Genomic DNA, 25,452 nt, shown 5'->3' with positions numbered 1-25,452 from the left:
CGTGGACGTGCTGCGTCAGAACTGCGCGTCGGCCAGCGTCATCAGCGGCGTGGCGCCGCTGTCGATGGCCGCGGCGTGGGTCAGCGTGCGCGGCAGCAGGCGGGCGTAGTAGAAGCGGGCGGTCTCGCGCTTGGACTGCTTGAACGCCTCGCCGTGCGCCGAGGCCTCGGCCGCGGCCACGCTGCGCGCCCACCAGTAGGCCAGCACCACGTAGCCGGAATAGAACACGTAGTCGTAGCTGGCCGCGCCCAGTTCCTCGGGGTTGCCGGCGGCACGCTGCAGGATGCGCTTGGTCAGCGCCGCCCACTCGGCGGCCTTCTCGCGCAGCGGGGCGACGAATTCGGCCACTGCCGGGTTGTCGGCGTGCTCGGTCAGGAAGGCCTCGATCTGCGCCAGGAACAGCTTCAGCCCGGCGCCCTGGCTGGACGCGGTCTTGCGCCCGATCAGGTCCAGCGCCTGGATGCCGGTGGTGCCTTCGTACAGGGTGGTGATGCGCGCGTCGCGGGCCAACTGCTCCATGCCGTGCTCGTGGATGTAGCCGTGGCCGCCGAAGCACTGCAGCGCGTGATAGGTGTTCTCCACCGCCCACTCGGTCTGGCAGGCCTTGGAGATCGGGGTGAGGAAGCTGACCAGCACGTCGGCCTGCTCGCGCTCGGCCGGGTCCTGCGCGCTGTGCGCGATGTCGATCAGGGTCGCGGCGTGCAGCGCGAGCAGGCGGCTGCCTTCGGTCAGCGCCTTGACCGTCAGCAACATGCGGCGCACGTCCGGGTGCACCAGGATCGGGTCGGCCGGCTTCTCCGGCAGCTTGGCGCCGCTGAGCGAACGCGACTGCAGCCGCTCGCGCGCATAGTGCAGCGCGTTCTGGTAAGCGCGTTCGGACAGGCCGATGCCCTGCAGGCCGACGCCGAGGCGCGCGGTGTTCATCATGGTGAACATGGCCTGCAGGCCCTTGTGCGGCTGCCCGACCAGGTAGCCCTCGGCGCCGTCGAAGTTCATCACGCAGGTGGCCGAGCCGTGGATGCCCATCTTGTGCTCCAGCGAGCCGCAGCGCAGCGCGTTGCGCTCGCCGACGCTGCCGTCGCGGGCGACCTTGAACTTCGGCACCACCAGCAGCGAGATGCCCTTGGCGCCGGCCGGCGCGTCCGGCAGGCGCGCCAGCACTAGGTGCACGATGTTGTCGGTGAAGTCGTGCTCGCCGGCGGTGATGAAGATCTTGGTGCCGCTGACCGACCAGCTGCCGTCGGCGTTGGGCTCGGCGCGGGTCTTGAGCAGGCCCAGGTCGGTACCGCAGTGCGGTTCGGTCAGGCACATGGTGCCGGTCCAGCGGCCGTCCACCAGCGGCTTCAGGAACACCTCCTGCTGCCACGCCTCGCCGTGCTGCTTGAGCGCTTCGACCGCGCCGTGCGACAGCAGCGGGAAGTTGCCCCAGGCCAGGTTGGCGGCGTTGACCATCTCGTTGAGCGGCACGCCCAGGGTATGCGGCAGGCCCTGGCCGCCGAACTCGGCGGCGGCGGTCAGCCCGGTCCAGCCACCCTCGGCGAACTGCCGGTAGGCCTCGCGGAAGCCGGGCGCGGTGGTCACCGCGCCGGTGGCCTTGTCCAGGGTGCAGCCGTGCTCGTCGCCGACCCGGTTCAGCGGCGCCAGCACGGTGCCGGTGAAGCGCGCCGCTTCCTCCAGCACCGCATCGATCAGTTCGGCATTGGCCTCGGCATGGCCGAGGCGGGCGAACAATGCCTCTACCTGCAGCACGTTGTGCAGCGCGAAGCGGAGATCGGTCAACGGGGCTTGATAGGTGCTCATGCGATCGACTCGTGACGAGGGCCGCGGCGCGGCCGAGGTCGCCAGGATACTATGGCGTATGGAGTATGCGCAGCCGCACCGACTCTGCCGGCGCGCGGCGTCGTTCAGTCGAGCAGGCCGTGGCGCACCGCGTAGCGCACCAGTTCGGCGGTATTGCGCATGCCCAGCTTGTTGAGCACGCGGAAGCGGTGGTTCTCGGCGGTCTTGACGCTGATCTGCAGCACGCGTGCGATCTCCTTGGTGGTGCGGCCCTCGACGATTAGGTGGAACACCTCGCGTTCGCGCGCGGTCAGGCTGCGGTAGGGGTCGGGTGGCAGCGCCTGCGGCTGCTGCATCTGCGTCACCAGCGCCTGCGCGGCCTGCGGCGAGAAGTGGCCGCGGCCGGCGTGCAGGTTGCGCACCGCGGCGATCAGGTCGGCGCTGGCGCTATCCTTGAGCAGGTAGCCGGAGGCGCCGGCGCGCACCGCGTGCAGCACGTATTCGTGTTCCTCGTGCATGGTCAGCACCAGGATCCGCGCCAGCGGCACGCTCTCGCACAGCCGCCGCACCACGTCGATGCCGTTGAGCCGCGGCATGGAGATGTCCACGATCGCCACGTCCGGGCTGGTCGCCTCGGCCTTGGCCAGCGCCTCGACGCCGTCGGCGGCCTGCGCCACCACCTGGATGCCGTCGATCGCGTCGAGCACGGCGACCAGGCTTTCGCGCACCAGGGTGTGGTCGTCGGCGATGAGCACGCGGATCGGTGCGCTCATGCCGGTGCGTGTCCGTGGTGCTGGTGGTGATAGGCGGGAACTCGCGGCGACAGTGCCGATCGCGGCGTGTGCACGGCCGCGCGGGTGTCGGGACGGGGCAGGGCAATCACGTTCAATCGGCCTCCAGCGGGACCCGGATCTGCACGCAGCAACCCTCGCCCGGGGACGACTGCAGGCGCAGGCTGCCGCCGCTCAGGCGCAGGCGTTCGCGCAGGCCGCTCAGGCCGCTGCCGCCGGCCACCAGCGCCTGTTGCGGGTCGCAGCCGCGGCCGTCGTCGAGCACCTGCAGGTGCGCCCAGCCGTCACGTGCGACCAACCGCAGCAGCACCGACTGCGCCGCCGAGTGCTTCAGCGCATTGGTCAGTGCTTCCTGCGCACTGCGGAACAGCAGGGTCTGCAGCGCTTCGTCCAGCGCCGGCAGCGGACCGATCTCGACCGTGACCGGGGTGGCGCCGGCGGCGGACTGGCTGCGGCCCAGCCAGCCCAGCGCCGCCTCCAGCCCCAGGTCGTCGAGGATCGGCGGGCGCAGCAGCCGCGACATCTGCCGGGTGTCTTCCAGCGCCTGCGTGCACAGCTGGATGGCGTCCTCCAGCGGCGCGCGCAGCGCCGCGTCGGCCGCGCCGAGCGCCGCGCCCAATTGCGCCAGCCGGTGCTTGAGCACGGTGAGGTTCTGGCCGACGCCGTCGTGCAGCTCGCGCGCCAGGCGCCGGCGCTCGTCCTCCTGGACCTTGACCACGGCGCGGCCGAGACGGCGGAACTCGCGCTCGTTGGCTTCCAGGCGCTGCAGCAGCAGGCGGTAGCGTTCGGCGGCGGTCGCGGCGGCGTCGTTCATGGCGTGGCTCCGTCTCCCGTGCGCGCGACAGCGGAACCGCCGGCAGCCTGCGCCGCGGCGCGGCGGGCGCGTTGCGCGGCGGCGTGGTCGCCGAGCGCGTCCAGGCGCTGCGCGGCCTGCGTGTGCAGGGCCGCGGCGAACAGCGGACTGCCGCGCAGCAGCAGGGCCTGCACCTGTGCATAGCGTGCCGCCACCTGGTCGGCCGCGCCGTAGCGCAGCGCCTGCTGCAGGTAACGCAGGCGCAGCCCGGCATTGCCCAGGCGCGCGACGTCGGCGTCCAGCGACGTCAGGGCGGATTCGTCGTGCGCCGCCTGCACCTGCACCTGCAGTTGCAGCAGGCGGGTACCGCTGGCGCGTGCCAGCGCCTCGGCCTGGCGCAGCGACGTGGCGGCTGCAGCGGCGTTGCCATCGCGCTGGTCCAGTTGCGCCTGCAGCAGCGCGGCACTGGCACGCTGTTCGCTGGACACCGAGGCCGGCGCTTGCCGCTGCACCTGCTGCAGCGCCAGCCGCGCCTGCGCCGGGTCGTCCAGCGCCAGCCACACTTGCGCGCGCAGCAGGGCGATGTCGGTCTGGCCGCGCTGATCGCGGCTCTGCTGGAACAGCCGCTGCGCCTGGTCCAGTTCGGTCAGCGCCACCGTGCGCTGGCCCTGCCAGAACGCCAGTTCGGCCAGGTTGCGCCGGCTCACCGCCACTTCCTCGAGCATTTGGTGACGCTCGGCCTCGCGCAGCGCCTGGCTCAGCAAGGTCTGCGCCTGCGTCCAGTGGCCGCGCGCGGTGGCCAGCAGGCCGAGATTCTGCGCGGTGCGCACGCGGCCGGTGGCGTCGTTGAGGTCGGCATAGGCGCGCGCGGCCTGCTCCCAGAACGCCTGCGCGCTGTCCAGGTCGCCCAACTGGAAATGCGCGAAACCGATGTTGTTGAGCGTCTCGGCGACCCCGTGCGCATCGCCGAGCGCGCGCCAGGCCGTCAGCGCGCCCCGAAACGCCTGCAGCGCCTGCGGGTAGTCGCCGCGCTCTTCGGCCAGCAGGCCGAGTTCGTTGGCGGCGGCGGCCTGGCCGTCGCGGTCGCCGAGTTCGACGTACAGCGCCTGCGCCTGCTGCAGCTTCTGTTCGGCCTCGGCGAAGGCGCCGCCGATGCTGAGGGTGCCGGCCAGGTTGCGCAGGCTGGTGGCCACGCCGCGGCGATTGCCGACCTGTCGGCGCAGTTCCACGGCGCGCAGGTACTGGGCCTGCGCCTGCTGGGCCAGGCCGAGGCGGCCGTAGCCCACGCCCAGCGCGTTCACCGTTTCCGCCTCGCCATAGAGGTCGCGTCCGCGGCGGAACAGCAGTTGCGCGCGCAGCAGGTCGTCGTCCACCGCGGTGGCGGCGTTGCCGCTGAGGATCGCCAGCTTGCCCAGCGCCAGCCATAGCCGCGGGTCGTCGGGATCGCGCTGCGCCAGCGCGCGCAGGCGATCGCGTGCCGCGTCCAGATGGCCGGCCTGTGCCTGCACGCGCGCGACCTGCAGTTGCACCACGCTGTCGTCGGGCCGGGCCGTGGCCAGCGCCTGCCAGGCGTTGTCGGCGGCGGCGAGATCGTCTTCGGCTTCCAGGCGCAGCGCCGCCAGCAGCGCCAGGGTGCGCGGCCGCGCCGGTGCTGTAGGCATGCGCGCGTGCAACGCCGCGCTGGCTTTTTGTTCTTCGCCGATGGCTTGCGCCGCGACCACCTCGGCCAGGCGCAACGGCGCGGATTGCGGCGCCTGCGCGCTGGCCTCGGCGAACTGCTGCAGCGCCTGCGCGCTGTCGTCGTGCTGCTGCGCCGCCAGGCCGCGCGCGTACGCCCGCAGCGCGGCGGGCGCGGGCAGGTCGTCGGGCAGGGGGGTGCCCGCGGCGAGCAGCGCCCTGGACGCGATCGGCAGCCAGGCGACGTAGGCCGCGGCCGGATCGGCGGCGACCGGTCCGTCGATGTGTTGCGCCGCGCCGCTGGCCGGATGCAGCAGCGCCTGCAAACGCCAGCCGGCGCCCTGGCGTTGCAGGCTCGGCTGCAGCACGCGCTGCGCCGAGGCGAGCCGGCGCAGCGCCGCCACGTCCAACGGCGCCTGGCCGGTGGGGTCGTATTGGCGCAGCGCCTGGCGGGTCCGTTCGTCGTCGACCACGGTCAGTGTTTCGCCGAGACTGCCGCGCAGCCAGGCGCCGAGCGCCAGGCGTTGTTCGGCGCTGGCCGGGTCGCCGGCCAGCGGCAGCACCAGCAGGCGCGGCAGCGGTTGCGCGGCGACCACCGGCGGCGGGGCGCTGGCGCGTTGCGCCTGCCATTGCCAGGCGCCGGCGCCGAGCAGGGCCGCGCCGGCCAGGGGCGCGGCCAGACCCAGGGCGAGCCGGCGCCAGCGCCGGCGATCGCGCGGCAGTTGCCGGCGTTCGATCGCCACGATGACGTCGTTGGCGTGCTGCAGCCGGTCGCGCGGCTGCGGGCGCAGCAGTCGCTGCAGCAGCCGCACCACCCAGGCCGGCACGTCCGCGCGCAGCCGGTCCACCGGCGGCGGCTCGCGCAGCATGCGCTGGGCCAGGGTCTCGGACAGGGTGCCGCCGGCGAACGGCACCTGCCCGGCGAGCATTTCGTACAGGATCAGGCCCAGCGCGTAGAGATCGCTGCGCGGGTCGAGCGCATCGCCGCGCGCCTGTTCCGGCGACAGGTAGGCGGGCGTGCCGATGACGTTGCCCAGGGTCGCGCCGAGGCCGCTGCTGGCCATCGAACAGGCCACGCCGAAGTCGCTGATCAGCGCATCCCCGCCGCGCTGCAGCAGGATGTTGGCCGGCTTCAGGTCGCGATGCACGACGCCGCGCGCATGCGCCGCCTGCAGGCCGCGGGCGATGTCGCCGGCGATGCGCAAGGCGGTCTCGACGTCCAGCCGTTCCTCGCGCTGCAGCCGCGCTTCCAGCGACTCGCCCTCCACGTAGTCCATGCTGATCAGCCAGCGCCCGGCGTGTTCGGCCAGGTCGTGGATGCGCACCACGTGCGGGCTGGACACCTGCCGCGCCAGCAGCAGTTCCTGGCGGAAGCGGGCGAACGCCTGCGGCCGCTGCGCCAGTTCCGGGCGCAGCAGCTTGACCGCCACGTCGATGCCCAGCGCCTGGTCGTGCGCCAGGTACACCAGGCCCATGCCGCCGATGCCGAGCAGGCGTTCGATGCGGAAGCGGCCGGCCAGCACCTCGCCTGGAGCCAGGCTTTCCTGCGCGTACAGGCCGGTGGCAGTGGCCGCGTCGCTCATGCCGGCCCAGGACCCTGTTCCGCGCCGCTGTCGCGCAGCGCCTGGCGCGCGGCGATCCACAGCGCGGCGCGCTCGCAGAAAGCCTCCAGCAACTGCATGTCCAGCGCACCGATGGCGCTGCCGGCGCGGCGGCTGTCGGCATAGATCGCGCCGAGCACGCGCGTGCCGTCGCGCAGCGGCAGGCACAGCAGGGTGCGCAGGCCGGCGGCGCAGACCGAGGCGCGCTCGGCCAGCCACGGCACGCCGCCGACGTCGTGGGCGACGGTGGCCTGGCCATCGCGCAGCGCGCGTTGCACGGCGCCCTCGCTGCCGGCGAGGCCGTGCTGCAGCGGCAGCGGCCCGGTGCCGTGGCTGGCCGCGATGCGCGGGCCCTGCGGTTCGGCGAGGACCAGCAGGCCACGCTCGGCCTGGGCCAGTTCGACCACCGCGTCGAGGCTGGCGCCGAGCAGATCGTCGAGTCCGCCGACCTGGGCGAGCCCTTGGGTCAGCGCGGTGGCGCGGTCGCAGCGGGCGCGCTGGCGGCGTTCGGCCAGTTCCGCATCGGCCACGCTGAGCGGGGCGAACTCGGCGTAGATGTCGCCGAAGCGCAGCCAGGTCGCCGTGTCCAGGGCGATCGGCGCGGCCACGCGCACCCCGTCGCGGAAACTGCCGTTCTTGCTGCCCAGGTCGTGCAGCTGCCAGTGGCCGTCGGCCTGCGGCTGCAGCCGTGCGTGCCAGCGCGACACCGACGGGTGTTCCAGCGCCAGCGCGTTGTCCGCCGCGCGGCCGATCGCCAGGGTCTGCCCGCTGGCGAGCAGCAGCGTCGGCGCCGGTGCGTCGGGCAGATAGGCGGTCAGGCGCGCGGGCATCGCGGCGTGTCCTCCGTCGCGCTGCGGGTGACCGGTCCCGCAGCGCTCAAGGCGCGTAGAGACGTTGGTAGTCGATGGAGAAGCGCAGCGTCGCCGCGCCGGCCAGCAGTTCGCCGGCGGGGTTGCCCGTGCTCATGCCGGCGTTCCAGGTCTGCGCGATGCCGTGGCCGGCCCGCGCCGACACCTGCTCGCGGAACCCGTCCAGCGCCACCGTGGCGGCAGCGTAGTCGGCGTTGGCCAGGGCGCTCTGCACGCTGTTCAGCATGCTCGCCAGCGGCGCCGCTTCATTGGCGGGCAACTGCGCCACCAGCGCCTGCAGTCGGCTCAGCTTGGCGGTCACCACGGTGGCGGTCGGGCGCAGGTCGTGGAGCACGATGAACTGCGAGAAGCCGCCGGTGGTGCCGCGCGCGCGGACGCTGCCAGGGGCGATCTCGTCGGTGATGTCGCGGAAATCGCCGCCCTCCGGAGCCTTGAACAGGCGCAGGGTGCTGTCGGCGGTGTAGGCCAGGGCATGCGTATGCAGTTCCACATGCACCACCCGCCGGAACGTCAGGCCACCGCTCGGCGGCGGCGTCACCGTGATCAGCAGCGGCAACTGCGATGGCACCTGGCCGGCCTGCGTGCTGGGAAGGCGCGGCAGCAGGGCGGCGACCTGGGCCGGGGTCAGCAGTTCTGCGCTCAGGCCCAGGTTGCCCGGGCTGAGGTCGGTGACGTTGTCGAACTCCAGCGTCAGCTCCGCCAGCGGGTGCGGACCGGCACCGATCGCCGCCGTCGCCACATTGCCGCTCACGTCCACCTGCACCGGCAGCGGTTGCGCGGCGAGCCCGCCGGACGCCGCCATGGCGCAGAACAGCAGGCAAACCCTTGCGAACATCGTATGCATCTGAAACCCCCTGTTGCATGTGCCGGCATCGCGCACCGCACCCGCGTTCCGCCCGGCACCACGGCGCGGTAGCTGCCTTCGGCCCGATCATACCGCTCCGTACGGGCGATGCACGCGGCCCTGAGTGTTTCCACCCACGTGCGCTAGGGGCGATCCCGGATAGGCGCCGCCGCGCCGCCGCGTCAGGCTGCATTCACCCGCCCGTCCCGGGCCACCAACCGGAGATTCCAGATGCCCATCCGTCGTCCCGCACTCGCCATCGGCATTTGCGCCGTCCTCGCCAGCGGCGTCTTCGCCGGCGGCAAGGCCGAAGCCGCCGCGCATCTGGACAGCCTGCTGGAGTCCAAGCTGGTCAACACCCCGCTGACCGACGAACTGCAGATCGTCATCACCTACAAGCAGTCCAAGCCGGTCTCGGCAGCGCAGCTGACTGCCTTGCACGACCTGGGCATCAACCGCGGCGTCATCATGCAGACCCTGCCGATCGCCGGTGCGCTGGCCACGCCGGAAGAGATCCTGGCGCTGGCCGAGCGCGACGACGTCGCCTCGATCTACTACAACGCACCGCTGCGCTACTTCAACCAGGACGCGCGCCAGGCGACCGGCGTCGACCGCGCGCAGAGCAACCCGGGCGATTTCGGCCGCACCGTGCCGTACACCGGCCGCGGCGTCGGCGTGCTGATCAACGACTCGGGCATCGACGCCACCCACCGCGATCTGGCCTACGGCGACCGCGTGGTGCAGAACGTGCTGGCCAACACCAATCTCAACAATCTGAACAAAATGCTGCCGGTCACCTACACCGAAGGCGTGCCGAACACCGACGCCGGCTCCGGCCACGGCACCCACTGCGCCGGTACGGTCGGCGGCAACGGCGCACAGTCCGGCGGCAAGTACCGCGGCGTGGCCACCGGCGCCAGCCTGGTCGGCTACGGTTCCAGCGGCGTGCTGCTGGTGCTGGATGCGGTGGGCGGCCTGGACTACGCGGCCTCGCACCAGCACAGCTTCAAGGATCCGATCCGCGTCGTCAGCAACTCCTGGGGCACGTCCGGCAAGTTCGACCCGGCCGACCCGGTCAACGTCGCCACCTACGAGCTGTACAAGCGCGGCATCGTCAGCGTGTTCGCCGCCGGCAACGACGGTCCCAAGGAAGACACCCACAACCCGTACGCGCAGGCACCGTGGGTGATCTCGGTCGCCGCCGGCAACGTCGACGGCACGCTGGCCGACTTCTCCTCGCGCGGCAAGGCCGGCGAGCGCGATACCTTCACCACCGCCGACGGCAAGAGCTGGACCCATATCAACGAGCCCAGCATCACCGCGCCGGGCGTGGACATCATCTCCACCCGCGCCTCCACTGGCCTGTTGCCGCCGCTGGCGGCGCAGAAGGACGAAAAGCTGATCGCGCCGGCGCAACTGCCGTTCTACACCACCATGAGCGGCACCTCGATGGCCACGCCGCATGTGGCGGGTGTGGTGGCGCTGGTGCTGGAGGCCAATCCGAACCTGACCCCGGACCAGGTCAAGGACCTGATCGAGCGCACCGCCACGCCGATGGCCGGACGTGCGTCCTGGGAAGTGGGCGCCGGCTATCTCAACGCCTACTCGGCGCTGCGCGCGGCCAGCAAGTAGTCCCCGTCTCGGGCGGACCTCGACGTCCGCCCGAGCGGCCGTAGGCGTCGCCGGCCGTGGTGCCGGTGCCTGCGGTGCAGTCAGCATGTCTTCGCGGTTGCCTTCGATCGCCCTGTCGCCGTTCGACAGCGGGATCGGCAGCCTCCGCGATCCCCCCGTGCCGGGACGTGCGGGGTTCCACCGCTCCCGGAATGGCGTCCGGGAATCGGAAGGGCCCCGCACGTCCCGCACTCGTTTCGGCGCATGGCGCGCCGAATGCATCGGACCGGCACGCCGTTGCCGGATCCCGTTCTTCTCGCATGACGCTCTTCGCTGCCTGAAACCCGCCTTGTCGTCGCTGCGGACGCGTTGTTCGTCGGACGGCAAGGCGTGCCCCGACCGCGGGTGGCCGCATACGACGCCGGATGTCGTGAACGACGACGTGCGCCGCATCGAAGGGTCTCGTCGCTGCCGGCCCTTGGCGGTTTGCGCCAGCACGGGCTGGCGAACAGGGGACGCCATGGCAGGCCTTGCCGTCGCCGAGATGGCGGCGTCATCGGTGCGATGCGTCTGCGGCGCCATCGCGTGGTGGCCGTGCGCCAAGCCGCGTGCGGACCGAGGCGGAGGACGTGCAGGGCATGCGCCTCGCGCCGAGGCTGCGTGCGACGCGTGCGGCCGTCGTGCGCCAGCGTGTCGGTTTCGGACATGGAAGCTGCCTGCACGTGCCGCTGGGTCCCAGGCCGCTCCCATTCCCTGGTCTCTGGACGCGTCCGGCTGAGTGTTTCCACTTGGCCGGCCTGGGTGCGATGCCGGATTGGCTGCGCATCGGCGTGGCCGGCACGCTGCGGCTACCGCCCGTTCCGGGCTTTCGACGATCCGGAGATCCGCATGTCCATTCGCCGTCCCGTCCTTGCCATCGGTATCTGCGCCGTCCTTGCCGGGGGCACGTTCGCCGGCGGCGACGCCCTGGCCGCCGCGCATCTCGACCAACTGCTGGAGGCCAAGCTCGCCGCGGCACCGGCGGGCGACGCTCTGCAGATCGTGATCACCTACGACCAGTCCGGGCCGGTCTCCGCCTCGCAACTCACCGCGCTGCACGCGCTGGGCATCACCCGCGGGATCACCATGCGCACGCTGCCGATCGCCGGCGCGCTGGCCACACCAGCGGAGATTCGCGCGCTGGCGCAGCGCGACGACGTCGCCTCGATCTACTACAACGCGCCGCTGCGCTACTTCAACAAGGAAGCGCGCGCGCTGACCGGCGTGGACCGCGCGCAGAGCAATCCCGGCGATTTCGGCCGCGCGCTGCCGTACAGCGGCCGCGGCGTCGGGGTGATGATCAATGATTCCGGCATCGATGCCACCCATCGCGATCTCGCCTACGGCACCCGTGTCGTGCAGAACGTGCTGGGCACCACCAACCTGTCCAACGTCGATGCGATGCTGCCGATCACCTATGCCGAAGGCGTGCCCAACACCGACCTCGGTTCCGGCCACGGCACGCATTGCGCGGGCACGGTGGGCGGCACCGGTGCGCAGTCCAACGGCGACTATCGCGGCGTGGCGACCGGCGCCAGCCTGGTCGGCTACGGATCCGGTGCGGTGCTGCTGATCCTGGACGCGGTCGGCGGCCTGGACTATGCCGCCACGCACCAGTTCAGCTTCAAGGATCCGATCCGCGTCACCAGCAACTCCTGGGGCTCGTCCGGCAAGTTCGATCCGAAGAATCCGGTCAATGTCGCCACCTACGAACTGTACAAGCGCGGCATCGTCAGCGTGTTCGCCGCCGGCAACGACGGCCCCAACGAAGACACCCACAATCCGTACGCGCAGGCGCCGTGGGTGATCTCGGTGGCTGCCGGCGAGAAGGACGGCACGCTGGCCGACTTCTCCTCGCGCGGCAAGCGTGGCGAGAGCGGCAGCTTCACCATGGCCGACGACAAGACCTGGACCTATCTGAACGAGCCGACGATCACCGCGCCAGGCGTGGACATCGTCTCCACCCGCGATTCCACCGGCGCGCTGCCGCCGCTGGCCGCGGAGAAGGACAGCAAGCTGATCGCGCCGGCCCAGCTGCCGTTCTACACCACCATGAGCGGCACCTCGATGGCCACCCCGCACGTGGCCGGCATCGTCGCCCTGCTGCTGGAGGCGAACCCGGACCTGACCCCGGACCAGGTCAAGGACCTGCTCGAACGCACCGCCACCAACATTCCCGGGCGCACCTACTGGGAGGCCGGCGCCGGCTACGTGAATGCCTATGCCGCGCTGCTGGAAGCGAGCAAGAAGCGCAGGGGCTTCGGCAAGACGGTCAATGCACTGCAGTCCTTCAACAGCAATGCCCTGGTGATGCCAGGCGGCAGCCAGCCGTTCGAGGTGGCGTTCTCGCCGGTGGGCACGCCACAGACCCAGTCGTTCACCGTCGGCAAGGACGTGGCCTGGGTCAGCGCCAAGGCCACCATCGACGCCAACACCCAGGCGCTGGTGCTGACCGATCCGGATGGCGTCAGTCACGGCTCCCCGGTTGCGGTGCCGCTGCTGGGCAGCACGGTCAGCGTCGGTGCGCCGGGCAAGCCGGGCACCTGGACCATCAGCGCGCGCGGCATCGGATCGATCAGCGGCGTGCCGGTGGCACCCAAGGGCAGCAATGGCGTGGCGGCCCCGGGCACGGTGCGCGGCACCCTGGATTTCCTGCTCAGCGGCGGCTACACCGGCCTCAACGACGTTGCCAGCGGCGATCGCGATCGCGGCGCGGTGGAGTACGCGGTCGCCAACCGGCTGGTGGATGGTTACGCCGATGGCCTGTTCCGCCCGCAGAATCCGCTCAAGCGTGCCGAGCTGGCGCGCTACCTGGTGATGGGCGCCGGGGTGCGCCAGGCGCTGCCGGCTACGCCCAGTTTCAGCGGATTGAGCCGCAACGACCCGGCCTATCCGTTCGCCGAGGCGGCGGTGGGCAAGGGCGGGGCGCTGCGCGACCTGCAGCAGAACCAGGCTGCGGTGATGGGCGTGGTCGCCGGCGATTTCCGTCCCAACGATGCCGTCAGCAAGCTGCAGCTGGCCTATTCGCTGGTACAGGCGCTGGGCCTGCAGACGCAGGCGCTGGCCTTCGACGGCACACTGTCGGTCAGCTACAACAACCAGCGCCTGCCGATCGAGGACGTGGCGGCGATCCCGAGCAACCTGCGCGGCTACGTGCAGTTGGCGCTGGATGCCGGCATCCTCAACGCGCGCTTCGCGGTGACCCAGGGGCCGCAGGACCTGTCGCCGACCCTGCATGCCTACTTCGATCCCGGCAGCGCGGTGTCGCGCAGCGGCTATGCGGTGATCGCCGGGCGGTTCCTCGGCGTCAATCGGCAGGCCAAGGACTGAGGGCCGCGGTCAACGCAACTAACGCACGCGCGCAGGTGCAAGGCCTGCGCCGTGTACCGGTGTCCCGCGGCAGGCGTTCGGTCGGTAACGCGCTCTCGCTGCGACTCCGCCGGATTTGTCGGTGCGATGTACAGGAGCGGCTTCAACCGCGACAGGCATTTTCGGTAATGCGCGTCGCGGCTGAAGCCGCTCCTACAGGTGAGCCTTCCTTGGTGACGAAAGGCTCCATGGACGCACATCACTCCCGCCGCGGATGCACGCTGACCGTCGCGGTCATGCCAGCCGCGAGCAGGGTGCCCCGCGGCACGCTGGCCGGATCGATGCGGATGCGCACCGGCACACGCTGCGCCAGGCGGATCCAGTTGAAGGTGGGGCTGACGTCGGCCAGCAGCGAGGTGCCGGTTGGGTTGTCGCTGTCGGAAATGCCGCGGGCGATGCCCTCGACCTGGCCGTGCAGCATCAGCCCGCCGCTCATCAGGCGGATGTCGGCGCGGTCGCCGACATGCACCCGCGGCAGCTTGGTTTCCTCGAAGTAGCCGTAGACCCACATCGCATCGTCGCGTACCAGCGCCAGGCGGGCGCCGCCGGCCTGTGCGTAGTCGCCCACGCGTACTTCCAGATTGGTGATGTAGCCGTCGGCGGTGGCGCGGACCTGGGTGCGCTGCAGATCCAGTTCGGCCAGGTCGAGCGCGGCCTGCGCCTGCTCCACGGTGGCCACCGCCTGCGCCTGCGCCGCGGTGGCTTGCCCGCGCAGCGCCGCGCTGCGGTGCACGTCGGCCTGCGCCGAACGCGCGGTGGCTTCGGCGTCCGAACGCGCCTCGGCGGAGATCACCGCGGCGGCGCGCGCGCGCCGTTCGGCCTGGGCGCGGCGCATCTGGAACTCCGCTTCGCTGGCTGCCTGGGTGGCCGCCGCCGCCGACAGGCTGGCGCCGGCCGCACGCGCCTGCGCCTCCGCGACCGCAAGGTTGGCGCGGGCCTTTTCCAGGGCCAGTTCGTAGCGCTTGCGGTCCACGCTGAACAACAGGTCGCCGCGCTTGACGTGCTGGTTGTCGCGCACCGCCACCGCATCGACCAGGCCGGACACGTCCGGTGCGATGCGCACCACTTCCGCGCGCACGCGGCCATCGCGGGTCCAGGGCGAGAGCATGTAGTGGCGCCACAGCGCATGCGCCAGCAGGGCGGCGACCAGCACCACGATGGCGGTCAGGGCGAAACGGATCAGGGCAGGGGTCTTCATGGCGGGACTCACGGCAAAAGGAGCAGGCCGAGCGCGGCGAACGCGCCGACGTAGATGGCCAGACGGAACAGGGAGGGGTGCCAGGCATAGCGGTACAGGCCGGCGCGGCCGGCGACCGCGTCCAGCGCCCAGGCCACCAGCAGCAGGGCCAGGCCCAGCACCAGCAAGCCGGGCACGTACACCCCGGCGATCGAGAGTTCAGCGGGCAGCAGCATCGTCGGCTCCTGGCGTGGCGGTGGTCGGCGCAGGCGTATCGGCCAGCGCGGCGAGAACGGAATCGGCGTCGAGCAACGCGCCGCGCAGCAGCAACAAGTGCTCGCGGGTGGGCTTCCAGCGCAGCGGTGTCGCGCCTTCCACCTGGCTGGCGGCCAGCGCTGCCTCCACCCGCTGCAAGGCGTGGCGGTGCCGTTGCGGGCTGGGGTCGAGATACAGATCGGCCAGCCCCTGCACGGCGGCCTCCACCGCGGTGGCCAAGGCCGGCGGCAGCGTGCCTTCGGCCGCATCGCGGCGCAGCTCGACCAGGGTGCGCCCGGTTTCGTGCACCGACAGCGCCCAGCCGAGCAGGTCGCGCAGTTCGTCGCTGCCCGGCGGGGTGTGCGCGACGATCTGCTGGAACAGGTCGCGGTTGACGCTCTCCAGTTGCAGCGCCAGCCCCGGCAGCGGCGCACGCGCGGCCAGCGTGGTCTGCCGGCGCAACCGCTCGAGCAGGCGCCGGCGCTGCCAGCGCGTGCCGATCACTGGCGGCACGAACACGAACGTCGCGCTGACCGCCAGCGTCCCCAGCAGCAGCGGCACCACGCTGTTGAAGGTGGCCGCGGCGTTGAAGCTGGGTGTCGGCTGTACCGCCAGGATCGAAACGAAGGCCAGGTTGGCGCCGGTGGCGAAGCCGTACAGCGCCGGTTTCGAGGCCAGGTACAGCGTCACCAGCAGGAACGGCAGGGTGCCGGCGACGAACAGCGCGTAGCCGTCCATCTGCGGCAGCACCAGCAACTGGCAGATCACGCCCAGCACGATGCCGAACACGAAGCCCTTGAACAGCGAGCGCGCGGCGGCCGGCGCATTGGCGCTGGAGGACAGGATCGCGCTCAGCGCCACTGCCTGGAACACCGCGGTGGCGCCGCTGATCCAGCCGGCCTGGATCCACAGCCAGCACATCGCCGCCACCAGCAACGCGCTGCGCAGCGCGGTCAGTGCGGCCGCGGCGTAGTCGTTGCCGCGCACGAACACCGCGCTGTCGGCGCGGTCCTGCGGCGTGCGCCACTGCTGCGGCGCGACCAGGGTCGCCTCGGTGGCGACGTAGTCGTGCAGGTCGGCGAAGAAGCGCTGGAGCAGCGAGACGCCGGTGTCGAACGCCTCGTGTTGCGGGACGGCCAGTGGCGCACGCGCCTCGGCCGCACGCGTCGCCAGCGCATCGCGGCATCCGGCCAGCTTGCGCGCCGTCGCCGCGGCACCCTCGCGCCCGCCACGCTCGCTGAGCGCGGCCTTGAGCGGCCGGTACAGGCCGATCAGGGCCTCGGCCACGTCGGTATCGCCGCTGCGCAGCAGCCGGTTGATGTAGTGGTGCAGCGCCTGGAAGCTGGTCGACACCGCCATGAAGCGTTGGTTGAGCAGACGCAGGCGGCCGCTGCGGACCCGCGCCTCCGGATCCTCGAACACCACCGAACTGCGCAGGTCCTCGATGGTCACCGCGTCGCGCACGAAACGCAGGTGCGCCTGCTCCATCGCTTCGCGCGGCAACTGGCCGCCGGTGGCGTCGCGGACGAAGTCCAGAAAGCCGTCGGAGGCGCGGCGCACGGTGTCGCGCAGGGTCTGGCGCAGCCGGCTGGGGAACACCACGTCGCTGACGATGCCGGTCACCAGCAGGCCCAGCACCACCTCGGTCACCCGCGCCACCACCAGGTTGAACACGTTCTGTGGCTGGTTCACCGCCGGCAATGCGATCAGTGCCACCGTGTAGCCGGACAGTACGAAGGCATAGGCCTTGAAGTTGCGGTACAGCAGCGCGCCGCCGGTACAGGCGCCGATCCACAACGACAGCACCAGCACGAACAGCACCGGCTCCTGCGGGAACAGGGCCACCATCGTCAGCGCGGCGACGCTGCCGATCAGCGTACCCAGGATCCGGTAGAAGCCCTTCGCGAAGACCATGCCGGTCTGCCGGTGCATCACCACCACCACGGTGATCATCGCGGTCATCGGCGAGGCCAGGTCCAGGCGCAGTGCGATCCAGCCGGCCAGATAGATCGACAGCAGCGTGCGCAGCACGAACAGCCAGGCTTCGCCTTCGCCGCGCAGCGCGTCGGCCAGCACGGTACGCAGGCCCGGCGCTGGCTCGGCCGTTGCGGCGGCGTTGGGCTGCGGCGTGCTCATGCGTCCTCGACTCCGCGCAGCAGGGTTTTCAGCAGCGCCTGCAACTGCGCCAGCGCCGCCGGATCCAGATGCTGCACATAGGTGTCGAGCTGGGCGCAGAGGTCGGGGATCAGCGCCTCGATCAGGCGCTCGCCGGCCTCGGTCAGGCGCAGCAGCAACATGCGCCGGTCCTCGGCGCTGGGCATGCGCTGGATCAGGCCCTTGTCGACCAACTGGCTGGTCAGGCGGGTGATGTTGGCCGACTTCTCGCCGGCCGCGTCGCCGAGCTGGGACGGGTTCAAGGTCCCGTCGGGGCTGGCGTCGATCATCATCAGCACGTTGTATTCGGCATAGCTCAGGCCGTAGGGCCGCAGCACCTCGTTGCTCTGGTCCAGGCTCAGCTTGTGCAGCAGCTTGATCAGCCGCAGCACCAGCGCGGCTTCGCGCGGGAACTGCGGGTGCTTGCGGGCGGTCACGTCCAGGCGCTGCTCGGTGGCGGCGAAACGGCTCATGTTCGGCTCGGGATTTTATACATATTTAAATAATACATTTATGTATTAATTTTGCAGTAACAATGGCTGAACGTGTTGCGGCGGAAGATCGCTGGACGCACGCACGTGCATGCCGGAAGGCACAGGCCGACCAGCGTGCCGGGGACTGGATCGAGGGCGCGCGTGAGTCCGGTGAAGCGCAGGTCGACGCGCAGGCGCGCACGCGTCCCGGAAGCCGGGACGGTGCGTTCAAGAAAGGAGGGCGGAGCGGCGCGTCAGCGCCGCCGCACGGTCAACGCAGCACGCCGTCCAGGCCGGGCGCCGGCGAAAGCATGTTGCGGGTGTCGATGTCGAAGCTGCGCTGCTTCTTCTCTTCCGGCGTCGCGGCAATGCTGCCCTTGAGGGTGTACTCCAGGCTGCGGTGGCCGGCCAGGGCGTCGGCGACGGCCATGCGCGCACTCGAGCTGGGCCGCAGCGCAACTCTGACGACGTCCGCCGTCTCCGGGCCGATCGAGATTCCGGGGGCGGCCTGCAGACTGCCGGCGGCTTCGCCCCCCACGCCCAGATCCAGGCGAAGGGTGTCGTAGCGCATCGGGATGCTGCTGTAGTTCTGCAGGCGCAGTTCCACCTTCCAACTGCCGTCCATGTTGACCGTCAGCTGTTGCACGCTGGCGGCCGGGTCGGACACGCGCCGCACCATGCCGTCGCTGCAGGCGCCGAGCAGCGCGGTGCACAACACGAGCAAGCCGAGGCGGAGCGGGTGACGCATGGGCGGATCCACGGAAGGGAAGACCGGCGAAGACTACACCACACCCTTGTCTGCCGTGGTGGCGCGGTGCTGGCGGAGGAACCCGCTGCGCTCGCGCCGGCATCCGGCGCCGTGTGATGGGGAGGCTGGTGTCGCCATGGCTGGCGATACGAATGGGCATCGTCGCGACCAATGCAGGGGAGACGCACTCCATCATCCTTGCGCGTGTCGTGCGCCGCGGTTACCTGCCGCCTGCCGCGATTGCAAGCGCTGTTTGCCGACCGTCCGATCCCAATGCAGCCTGAGAGCGCGCCGTTGCATCTGTCGTTCCTGTCCTCAGCCTCGGCGAGACGGCGGCCATCGCAGTTGCGGCTGGAGCTGGAGCCGGCGCCCGAGCCTGCGCCGGAGCGGCTGGCGCGGCATACAGCGTGTCGAGCAGCGCGGATCTGCTGCTCTTGGATGACCGACGCAGTTGCAACCAATGCCGGCTGCCTGAGCACCGATGGCCGGCGCCGGTCGCCGCGCCAAGCGAGCTGACCGCACTGGTGCGGCAACAGGCGTTCCAGCGAGCGAATTGGCACGTTGGCCGGCCTGTGTCCGAAAGTGTTCGGATTGCGATGCGATGACTCCCGTGAGGTCCGGTGTGGGGCAGTGTCCACGGCAATCCGGCCGGCGGCCATCATCAAGGCGTCCCTGCCGTGCGCCGGCCGGATGCCGGGGACGCATCCAGCATCGCGTCGTCCCGGGTCGGACACCGTCGGTGCAGGCCGCGGCGGTCGGTAGGAAAATTCTGCAACATTGCGCTTGCCCAATCCCGATCACCTCGCTATGATGCGCGTCCTCGCACCGGTCCTGCCGCGTTGCGCAGTGGCCGAGTAGCTCAGTTGGTAGAGCAGGGGATTGAAAATCCCCGTGTCGGCGGTTCGATTCCGTCCTCGGCCACCATATTTATCAAGGCTCTACAGCGATGTAGAGCCTTTCTTTTTTCCGGCTTGCACCATTCTTGGACCACTGCGGGTGACAGGCAGGCGCGTCGTGTCGTCCCGATGTGCCCGGGGACCATGCCGACCTCCTGCGCTGTGCAGACTTCCGCATGCGCGATGCCTGTTTTGACGGTCTCCGCACCGAGTGCGCGTGAAGAAACCGTGTACACGCTCGTAGACAAGTGCACCCAGTTCACGGTTTTTCGGGATATTGCGCTCAATCAATGGCGCTGCCTGTCGTAATCATAGGCACGGGCAATCGGGGAACCTGCCAATGACCAGTGGTTTCGGACGGATATGTGGTGGCGTGGCGCTGCTGCTGGCCATGACTGGCACGGCGGTGGCGGCCCCTGACGACCGTGCGGAGCATGCGGGCGACCGGGGCGGTCCGGGCGCGGAAGCGCCCTACATCGAGCAGGTCGGCTCCGAGTGCGTGATGGTCAATACCTATCTGCAGCGACATGACGGCGTGGTCGAGCGCGTGGTGTTGCGCGAGCCGGTGCAATGCGCCGGCCAGCCTGACCACCGCTCCATGGCCGATCTGAGCAGCTGACCGGCCGCGCCATCGCCGCCGGCGTTCCGCGCGGCGCTTTACATCGCTGCGCAGCTCCTGCATAAGCTGCTGCTTCCCGTCCATCGGAACCTGCGCATGCGCTTCTCGCCGATCGCGCTGCTGTTGCTGGCGTGCCTGTTGTGCCTCGCATCGCCGCTGCGCGCCGCGCAAGCGGTGACGTCGGTCGCCGAATTCGATCTCGGCCGCTATGCCGGGCAGTGGCACGAGATCGCGCATCTGCCGGTCTCCTTCCAGAAGAAATGCATCGGCGACGTCACCGCGTCCTACGTGCTGCGCGACGACGGCCAGATCGGCGTGCGCAACGCCTGCCGCATTGCCGGCGGCGACGTGCTGACGGCCGAGGGCGTGGCACGGCGGGTGGAAGGCCATCCCGGGCGGCTGCAGGTGCGCTTCGCGCCGGACTGGCTGGGCTGGGTGCCGTTCGTGTGGGCCGATTACTGGGTGATCGCGCTGGATCCTGACTATCAGTGGGCGTTGATCGGCGAACCCGGGCGCAAGTACCTGTGGGTGCTGTCGCGCTCGCCGCGCATGCAGCGCAGCGTGTTCGAGGCGATCAAGGCCAAGGCCGTGGCGATGGGGTACGACCTCGACCCGTTGCTGGTGGTCGCGCCGCTGGACTGAACGCGGCGGCGCCGCGTCCTGCGCGCGCCGGAGTGCCGCATCGGCAACAAAGACGGAAGATCGAGCGGTCGCTGCGCATTCCCCGCACGCCGCTCGGCAGTGCGGGCGAGCGATCGGCTGACTCGCGCCAGCAGTGGCCGGTGCCCTGGAGCGACGCGCATTGGCGCCTGTCTGGCAGCACATGTGCGCGCCATTCGTGCGCCATTCGTGCGCCCGGCGGTGTGACCGCTCGGCGTCAGCCGTGGAATGCCGCCAGTGCTGGAGTACCTGAACCACGCCGACACCATCTGCGTGGCGCGGAACGGCTGCGGCAGCGACCTGGCGACACTGTCGCAGTGGCTGCGGGAGCTACGCCTTGCCGACGGCCGCAGTGCACTGCAGGCCCTGCGCGACGGCGACAGCGCGGAACTGCTGGCCGCAGCATGCCGTCGTGCGCCAGCCAGGCGAGGGCGCGTTGCGCATCCTCCGGCGCGCCATAAGCGGCGCCGTCGATCAGCGACAGCAGGTCGCTGCTGTCGGCGCGGCGCTCGGCCCCGCGCCGTTCGGCGCGACGCATGCCCTGCAGGATCGCCTCGATCCTGTCTTCGTGAAGGCTGTCGGTCATGGGCGGTGAGGGCGATACGGAGGGAGGGATCACTCCGCGCGCTCGGCACGCAGCTGCAGTTCGCCATCGGCCAGGCGTGCGCGCAGCCGATCGCCGGGCGCGACCTGGGCCGCCGAGCGCACCACGCTGCCGTCGTCGGAGCGGGTGAGGATGCTGTAGCCGCGCGCCACGGTGGCCAGCGGGCTGACCGTCTCCAGGGCGCGCGCCAACGCGCGCAGGCGCTGCGCATCGGCCTGCAGTTGCCGTGCCATCGCGGCCTGCGGACGCCGGCCCAGCGCCAGCAGGCGTACGCGCAGCATCGCCAGCCGACGCTGCGGCTGGGAGGCGCGCAGCACCGCGGCGGCGTGGCGCAACTGCGCATGGCGGCGTTCCTGCTGTTGCCGCCACGCCGCCTTCAGCCGTCGTCCGAGCTCGTGCTGGCGGCGCTGCAGCACCTGCAGGCGCGCCTGCGGACTCTGCGCCTGCAGGCGCAGCAGGGCGCGGTCGGCGCGTTGCTGCGCTTGCCGCAGCCGGTGCTGCTGCCAGCGCAGCAGTGCGGCATGCTGTGCACGCAGGCGCGCGCCGAGATCGCGTTGGTCGGGAACCAGCAATTCGGCGGCGACCGACGGCGTGGGCGCCCGCAGGTCGGCGGCGAAATCGGCCAGGGTCACGTCGGTTTCGTGGCCGACCGCCGAGACCACCGGGGTGACCGCCGCGGCGATGGTGCGTGCCAGCTGTTCGTCGTTGAACGCCCAAAGATCCTCGAGCGAGCCGCCGCCGCGGGTCAGCAGGATCGCGTCGTAGCGGCCGCTGGCGTCGGCCTGGCGCAGCAAGGCGGCGATCTGCGCCGCCGCGCTGTCGCCCTGGACCAGGCTCGGCAGGATGTCCACCTGCAGCAGCGGCATGCGCCGGCCCAGCACGCTCAGCACGTCGCGCACGGCGGCGCCGCTGGGCGAGGTGATGACCGCCAGACGGCGCACGAATCCGGGCAGGGCGCGCTTGCGCTCGCTGGCGAACAGGCCTTCGGCGGCGAGCCTGGCCTTGAGGTCCTCGAACGCGCGGCGCAACGCGCCTTCGCCGGCTTCCTCCAGGTGGTCCAGCACCAATTGGTAGTCGCCGCGCGCTTCGTACAGGGTCAGGCGCCCGCGTGCCAGCACCCGCAGGCCTTCGCGCGGCACGAACCGCAGCCATTGGCTCTTGGGCTTGAACATGGCGCAGCGCACCTGCGCGCGCGCGTCCTTCAAGGTGAAGTACAGGTGGCCGGACGAGGGGCGGGTGACGTTGCCCAGTTCGCCCTCCACCCAGGCCAGCGGGAACGCGCTCTCCAGCAGGTCGCGGGCGAGCGTGTTGAGCTGGCTGGGGCTGAGGATCTGGTCGGCGCGATCGGACATGCGGGCAATGCTGGGCGTGCGGGCGCCTATCCTCGCACGTTCGCTTTCGGCATCGGCGATGCTGGCGTTGCCGTGGCGGCTGACTTGTCGGCGTGTTGGGCCAGCGCCCATTGCACGTGCTCGCGCACCAGTGGCGAGGGATGCTCTGCGCGCGCGCCGAGCGCGTCCAGCACCTGCGGCGTGGTCGGCGCGTTGCCCAGCGCCACTGCCAGATTGCGCAGCCAGCGTTCGTGGCCGCTGCGGCGGATCGCGCTGCCTTCGGTGCGGCGCAGGAACTCGTCTTCCTCCCAGGCGAACAACTGCGCCAGCGTCGCCTTGTCCAGGTCGTTGCGCGCGCGGAAGTCCGGCTCGTCGCTGCGCTTGGCGAACTTGTTCCAGGGACAGATCAGTTGGCAGTCGTCGCAGCCGAAGATGCGGTTGCCGATCGCCGGGCGCAGTTCCTCGGGAATCGCGCCGTCGTGTTCGATGGTCAGGTAGGCGATGCAGCGGCGCGCATCGAGCCGGTACGGCGCGACGATCGCCTGGGTCGGGCACACGTCGATGCAGCGCGTGCAGGTGCCGCAGTGCGCGCTGGCCGGCGGATCGATCGGCAGCGGCAGATCGACGTAGATCTCGCCGAGGAAGAACCAGGAGCCGCCGTTGCGGTCGATCAGGCAGGTGTGCTTGCCGATCCAGCCCAGGCCAGCATCGCGCGCCAGGGCGCGTTCGAGCACCGGTGCCGAATCGACGAACACGCGGTGGCCGAACGGGCCGATCTCGTCCTGGATGCGCTCGGCCAGCTTCTGCAGGCGGTTGCGCATCAGCTTGTGATAGTCGCGGCCCAGTGCGTAGCGCGCGACATAGGCGCGCTCGCCGTCGTGCAGCGTGTCCCAGGCCGAGTCGTCGTCGTTGCGGCCGTAGTCCAGGCCCACCGAGATCACCCGCAGCGTGCCGGGGATCAGTTCGGCCGGGCGGGACCGCTTGTCGCCATGCTGGGCCATCCAGTGCATCGTCCCGTACAGGCCCTGTTCCAGCCAGTCGCGCAGATGCGCCTCGTCCTGTTGCAGTTCGATCCCGGCGATGCCGCAGCGCTGGAAGCCGAACGTGCGCGCCAGCGCGCGGATGCGCGCGGCCGCGGCGTGGGGATCGGCGATGTCGAGACGGGCGGACATCGCGCAAGTATAGAATCCCGTGCATGTACGACTGCTTCGATCTCTACGCCACCGCGGCCGCGCGCCGCATCGATGCGCAGGCCACCGCGCTGCTCGGCGGCGACGGCTACACGTTGATGCAGCGCGCCGGCCAGGCCGCCTGGCAGACGCTGCTGCAGCGCTGGCCGCAGGCGCAGCGCATCCTGGTGGCCTGTGGCAGCGGCAACAACGGCGGCGATGGCTACGTGCTGGCGCGGTTGGCGCATCGCGCCGGGCGCCAGGTGCGCGTGCTGCAGTTGCCTGGACGTGGCCCGCAATCGCCGCTGGCGCAGCGTGCCTGCACCGACTACATCGGCGTCGGTGGGCGCATCGAGGAGTTCGACGCGGCGCTGGCACCGGCCGACGTGGTGGTGGATGCGCTGCTCGGCATCGGCCTCAATCGCGCGCCGGATGCCGAACTGGCGGCGCTGCTCGGCGCGCTGGGCGGGCTCGGTGCGCCGGTGCTTGCGCTGGACGTGCCCAGTGGCGTGGACGCCGAGTCCGGCAGCGTGCCCGGTGCCGTCCTGACGGCGACGCTGACGCTGCAATTCATCGTTGCTCACGCCGGGCTGCATACCGGTGCGGCCTTGAACCATGTCGGCGAGCGGGCGCTGGCGACGCTGGAGGTGCCGCAGGCCGCGTTCGCCGGTTGCGCGCCGCGCGCGCAGGCCTGGACCGTCGGCGCTTTGCCCAGCCGTCTGGCGCCGCGTCGGCAGGACAGCCACAAGGGCGATTCCGGCCATGTGCTGTGCGTCGGCGGCAATCTCGGCAGCGGCGGTGCGGTGATGCTCAGCGCCGAGTCGGCCCTGCGCAGCGGCGCCGGGCTGGTCAGCGTGGCCACCCGTGACGCGCACGTGACGCCGCTGCTGGCGCGCTGTCCGGAGGCGATGGCGCATGCGCTCGACGATGCGGCGGCACTGGCGCCATTGCTGCGCAAGGCGAGCGTGGTCGCGCTCGGTCCCGGCCTGGGCCAGGACGACTGGGCGCAGGCGTTGTGGCAGGCAGTCCTGGCCGACGAGGATCGCGCGCTGGTGCTGGATGCCGATGCATTGAATCTTCTGGCGCAGGCGCCGCGTGCCGTGCCGCAGGCGGTGCTGACCCCGCATCCGGGCGAGGCCGGGCGCCTGCTCGGCATTGCCACTGCCGAGGTGCAGCGCGATCGCTTCGCCGCCGCCGCGGCCTTGGCCGAACGCTACCAGGCCGCGGTGGTGCTGAAGGGCGCCGGCAGCTTGGTGGCCGCGCCGGGGCAGACGCCGCGGGTGATCGCCGCCGGCAATCCCGGCATGGCGGTCGGTGGCATGGGCGATCTGTTGACCGGGGTGATCGCCGCGCTGCGCGCGCAAGGCCTGCCGGCGTTCGAGGCGGCCAGCGTCGGCGCCCTGTTGCATGCCGGCGCTGGCGACAACGCCGCGGCCGCGGGCCAGCGCGGGCTGCTGCCCACCGACCTGTTGCCGGCGCTGCGGCGCCTGTCCAATCCGGAATCCGAACCATGAGCATCCCCTTGTTCCTGCCCGACAGCGAGGCCACCGAACGCCTCGGCCGCGCGCTGGCCGCCACCCGCCCGGCGCAGGCCTCGGTGCATCTGCACGGGGACCTGGGTGCCGGCAAATCCACCCTGGCGCGCGCGCTGCTGCGCGCGCTCGGGGTGCAGGGGGCGATCCGCAGCCCCACCTACACCTTGGTGGAGCGATACCCGCTGGCCGATGGCGAGGCCTGGCACCTGGATCTGTACCGCATCGGCGCGGCCGGCGAGCTGGATTTCCTGGGGCTGGACGAGGGCGGGGCCACGCTGTGGCTGGTGGAATGGCCCGAGCGCGGTGGCGACGTGCTGGCGCCGGCCGATCTGGATGTGCGGCTGGCGGTGCGTGGCGACGGGCGCAGCGTTGTCCTGCAGGCGCGCACCGAGGCAGGGGCCGCGTGGCTGGCGCGGGTGGTCGGCCAAGCCGACTTGCAGGGACTTTTTGCCGACTGA

The 25,452-nt window shown here is 71.2% G+C and carries 20 protein-coding genes and 1 tRNA gene; 8 read left to right on the top strand and 13 right to left on the bottom strand.

Annotated features, from left to right (window positions below):
- Nucleotides 1–15: 15 nt before the first annotated feature.
- From GGR71_RS00600 to GGR71_RS00575, 6 genes are all read right to left on the bottom strand, one after another.
- Nucleotides 16–1,800: an acyl-CoA dehydrogenase C-terminal domain-containing protein gene (locus GGR71_RS00600; RefSeq protein ID WP_160957049.1), complete on the bottom strand. Its 1,785-nt coding sequence runs from the start codon at nucleotides 1,798–1,800 to the stop codon at nucleotides 16–18.
- A 104-nt stretch (nucleotides 1,801–1,904) separates the two neighbouring features.
- Entirely contained in the window at nucleotides 1,905–2,552 is a 648-nt protein-coding gene (locus GGR71_RS00595; RefSeq protein ID WP_160957048.1) for a response regulator, read from the bottom strand.
- A 112-nt stretch (nucleotides 2,553–2,664) separates the two neighbouring features.
- A complete protein-coding gene (locus GGR71_RS00590) occupies nucleotides 2,665–3,384 on the bottom strand; it encodes a sensor histidine kinase (protein WP_160957047.1) in 720 nt (239 codons plus the stop codon).
- Complete coding sequence (locus GGR71_RS00585; protein WP_160957046.1) at nucleotides 3,381–6,623, bottom strand: serine/threonine-protein kinase; 3,243 nt, start codon at nucleotides 6,621–6,623, stop codon at nucleotides 3,381–3,383. The genes GGR71_RS00590 and GGR71_RS00585 overlap by 4 nt, the downstream gene beginning before the upstream one ends.
- Nucleotides 6,620–7,471 (bottom strand): FHA domain-containing protein, encoded by an 852-nt coding sequence (locus tag GGR71_RS00580; RefSeq protein ID WP_184451564.1) that lies wholly within the window; start codon nucleotides 7,469–7,471, stop codon nucleotides 6,620–6,622. The genes GGR71_RS00585 and GGR71_RS00580 overlap by 4 nt, the downstream gene beginning before the upstream one ends.
- Before the next feature lie 46 nt (nucleotides 7,472–7,517).
- Nucleotides 7,518–8,345 (bottom strand): DUF6689 family protein, encoded by an 828-nt coding sequence (locus GGR71_RS00575; protein ID WP_456362560.1) that lies wholly within the window; start codon nucleotides 8,343–8,345, stop codon nucleotides 7,518–7,520.
- Between the two features lie 240 nt (nucleotides 8,346–8,585).
- Here GGR71_RS00575 and GGR71_RS00570 point away from each other — a divergent pair, with 240 nt between their 5' ends.
- Nucleotides 8,586–9,986, top strand: a complete 1,401-nt coding sequence (locus tag GGR71_RS00570; RefSeq protein ID WP_048489948.1) for a S8 family serine peptidase — start codon at nucleotides 8,586–8,588, stop codon at nucleotides 9,984–9,986.
- An 867-nt stretch (nucleotides 9,987–10,853) separates the two neighbouring features.
- Complete coding sequence (locus tag GGR71_RS00565) at nucleotides 10,854–13,334, top strand: S8 family serine peptidase (protein WP_160957043.1); 2,481 nt, start codon at nucleotides 10,854–10,856, stop codon at nucleotides 13,332–13,334.
- Between the two features lie 238 nt (nucleotides 13,335–13,572).
- Here GGR71_RS00565 and GGR71_RS00560 read toward each other — a convergent pair whose 3' ends face one another.
- The 5 genes from GGR71_RS00560 to GGR71_RS00540 form a co-directional block, all read right to left on the bottom strand.
- Nucleotides 13,573–14,571, bottom strand: a complete 999-nt coding sequence (locus GGR71_RS00560; protein WP_160957042.1) for a biotin/lipoyl-binding protein — start codon at nucleotides 14,569–14,571, stop codon at nucleotides 13,573–13,575.
- Between the two features lie 8 nt (nucleotides 14,572–14,579).
- Complete coding sequence (locus GGR71_RS00555; RefSeq protein WP_017916033.1) at nucleotides 14,580–14,786, bottom strand: DUF1656 domain-containing protein; 207 nt, start codon at nucleotides 14,784–14,786, stop codon at nucleotides 14,580–14,582.
- Complete coding sequence (locus GGR71_RS00550; RefSeq protein WP_160957041.1) at nucleotides 14,770–16,941, bottom strand: FUSC family protein; 2,172 nt, start codon at nucleotides 16,939–16,941, stop codon at nucleotides 14,770–14,772. Before GGR71_RS00550 ends, GGR71_RS00555 begins: the two co-directional genes overlap by 17 nt.
- On the bottom strand, nucleotides 16,938–17,432 hold the full coding sequence (locus tag GGR71_RS00545) for a MarR family winged helix-turn-helix transcriptional regulator (RefSeq protein ID WP_160957040.1): 495 nt from the start codon (nucleotides 17,430–17,432) through the stop codon (nucleotides 16,938–16,940). The genes GGR71_RS00550 and GGR71_RS00545 overlap by 4 nt, the downstream gene beginning before the upstream one ends.
- A 271-nt stretch (nucleotides 17,433–17,703) precedes the next feature.
- The gene (locus GGR71_RS00540) at nucleotides 17,704–18,180 is read right to left on the bottom strand and encodes an NDR1/HIN1-like protein (protein WP_160957039.1); all 477 of its coding nucleotides are present in this window, start codon (nucleotides 18,178–18,180) and stop codon (nucleotides 17,704–17,706) included.
- A gap of 848 nt (nucleotides 18,181–19,028) precedes the next feature.
- Between GGR71_RS00540 and GGR71_RS00535 the strand changes: the two genes are divergently transcribed.
- From GGR71_RS00535 to GGR71_RS00520, 4 genes are all read left to right on the top strand, one after another.
- A tRNA-Phe gene (locus GGR71_RS00535) sits at nucleotides 19,029–19,104 on the top strand.
- Between the two features lie 345 nt (nucleotides 19,105–19,449).
- A complete protein-coding gene (locus tag GGR71_RS00530) occupies nucleotides 19,450–19,695 on the top strand; it encodes a hypothetical protein (RefSeq protein WP_160957038.1) in 246 nt (81 codons plus the stop codon).
- Between the two features lie 96 nt (nucleotides 19,696–19,791).
- Nucleotides 19,792–20,337 carry a lipocalin family protein gene (locus GGR71_RS00525; RefSeq protein ID WP_160957037.1) on the top strand — a complete coding sequence of 182 codons (546 nt, stop codon included), beginning with the start codon at nucleotides 19,792–19,794 and terminating at the stop codon, nucleotides 20,335–20,337.
- A gap of 430 nt (nucleotides 20,338–20,767) precedes the next feature.
- On the top strand, nucleotides 20,768–20,950 hold the full coding sequence (locus GGR71_RS00520) for a hypothetical protein (protein ID WP_184451560.1): 183 nt from the start codon (nucleotides 20,768–20,770) through the stop codon (nucleotides 20,948–20,950).
- 20 nt (nucleotides 20,951–20,970) lie between these two features.
- On the opposite strand, the gene xseA is transcribed toward GGR71_RS00520, so the two are convergent.
- Together xseA and queG are read right to left on the bottom strand one after the other, a co-directional pair.
- Nucleotides 20,971–22,311, bottom strand: coding sequence for an exodeoxyribonuclease VII large subunit (gene xseA / locus GGR71_RS00515; RefSeq protein ID WP_160957036.1), 1,341 nt, complete (start codon nucleotides 22,309–22,311; stop codon nucleotides 20,971–20,973).
- A gap of 26 nt (nucleotides 22,312–22,337) precedes the next feature.
- Nucleotides 22,338–23,462, bottom strand: coding sequence for a tRNA epoxyqueuosine(34) reductase QueG (queG, locus tag GGR71_RS00510; protein ID WP_184451558.1), 1,125 nt, complete (start codon nucleotides 23,460–23,462; stop codon nucleotides 22,338–22,340).
- Between the two features lie 23 nt (nucleotides 23,463–23,485).
- Between queG and GGR71_RS00505 the strand changes: the two genes are divergently transcribed.
- Both GGR71_RS00505 and tsaE read left to right on the top strand, forming a co-directional pair.
- Entirely contained in the window at nucleotides 23,486–24,973 is a 1,488-nt protein-coding gene (locus tag GGR71_RS00505; protein ID WP_160957034.1) for an NAD(P)H-hydrate dehydratase, read from the top strand.
- A complete protein-coding gene (gene tsaE / locus GGR71_RS00500) occupies nucleotides 24,970–25,452 on the top strand; it encodes a tRNA (adenosine(37)-N6)-threonylcarbamoyltransferase complex ATPase subunit type 1 TsaE (protein WP_160957033.1) in 483 nt (160 codons plus the stop codon). The genes GGR71_RS00505 and tsaE overlap by 4 nt, the downstream gene beginning before the upstream one ends.

Source organism: Xanthomonas sp. F1 (assembly GCF_014199855.1).
This window is presented reverse-complemented; position numbering and strand designations above follow the sequence as displayed.

What these genes read in the sequence shown, in the direction of transcription:
- GGR71_RS00600 (WP_160957049.1), bottom strand. Translation starts at nt 1,800, where the DNA reads ATGAGCACCTATCAAGCCCCGTTGACCGATCTCCGCTTCGCGCTGCAC.
- GGR71_RS00595 (WP_160957048.1), bottom strand. Translation starts at nt 2,552, where the DNA reads ATGAGCGCACCGATCCGCGTGCTCATCGCCGACGACCACACCCTGGTG.
- GGR71_RS00590 (WP_160957047.1), bottom strand. Translation starts at nt 3,384, where the DNA reads ATGAACGACGCCGCCGCGACCGCCGCCGAACGCTACCGCCTGCTGCTG.
- GGR71_RS00585 (WP_160957046.1), bottom strand. Translation starts at nt 6,623, where the DNA reads ATGAGCGACGCGGCCACTGCCACCGGCCTGTACGCGCAGGAAAGCCTG.
- GGR71_RS00580 (WP_184451564.1), bottom strand. Translation starts at nt 7,471, where the DNA reads ATGCCCGCGCGCCTGACCGCCTATCTGCCCGACGCACCGGCGCCGACG.
- GGR71_RS00575 (WP_456362560.1), bottom strand. Translation starts at nt 8,345, where the DNA reads ATGTTCGCAAGGGTTTGCCTGCTGTTCTGCGCCATGGCGGCGTCCGGC.
- GGR71_RS00570 (WP_048489948.1), top strand. Translation starts at nt 8,586, where the DNA reads ATGCCCATCCGTCGTCCCGCACTCGCCATCGGCATTTGCGCCGTCCTC.
- GGR71_RS00565 (WP_160957043.1), top strand. Translation starts at nt 10,854, where the DNA reads ATGTCCATTCGCCGTCCCGTCCTTGCCATCGGTATCTGCGCCGTCCTT.
- GGR71_RS00560 (WP_160957042.1), bottom strand. Translation starts at nt 14,571, where the DNA reads ATGAAGACCCCTGCCCTGATCCGTTTCGCCCTGACCGCCATCGTGGTG.
- GGR71_RS00555 (WP_017916033.1), bottom strand. Translation starts at nt 14,786, where the DNA reads ATGCTGCTGCCCGCTGAACTCTCGATCGCCGGGGTGTACGTGCCCGGC.
- GGR71_RS00550 (WP_160957041.1), bottom strand. Translation starts at nt 16,941, where the DNA reads ATGAGCACGCCGCAGCCCAACGCCGCCGCAACGGCCGAGCCAGCGCCG.
- GGR71_RS00545 (WP_160957040.1), bottom strand. Translation starts at nt 17,432, where the DNA reads ATGAGCCGTTTCGCCGCCACCGAGCAGCGCCTGGACGTGACCGCCCGC.
- GGR71_RS00540 (WP_160957039.1), bottom strand. Translation starts at nt 18,180, where the DNA reads ATGCGTCACCCGCTCCGCCTCGGCTTGCTCGTGTTGTGCACCGCGCTG.
- GGR71_RS00525 (WP_160957037.1), top strand. Translation starts at nt 19,792, where the DNA reads ATGCGCTTCTCGCCGATCGCGCTGCTGTTGCTGGCGTGCCTGTTGTGC.
- xseA (WP_160957036.1), bottom strand. Translation starts at nt 22,311, where the DNA reads ATGTCCGATCGCGCCGACCAGATCCTCAGCCCCAGCCAGCTCAACACG.
- queG (WP_184451558.1), bottom strand. Translation starts at nt 23,462, where the DNA reads ATGTCCGCCCGTCTCGACATCGCCGATCCCCACGCCGCGGCCGCGCGC.
- GGR71_RS00505 (WP_160957034.1), top strand. Translation starts at nt 23,486, where the DNA reads ATGTACGACTGCTTCGATCTCTACGCCACCGCGGCCGCGCGCCGCATC.
- tsaE (WP_160957033.1), top strand. Translation starts at nt 24,970, where the DNA reads ATGAGCATCCCCTTGTTCCTGCCCGACAGCGAGGCCACCGAACGCCTC.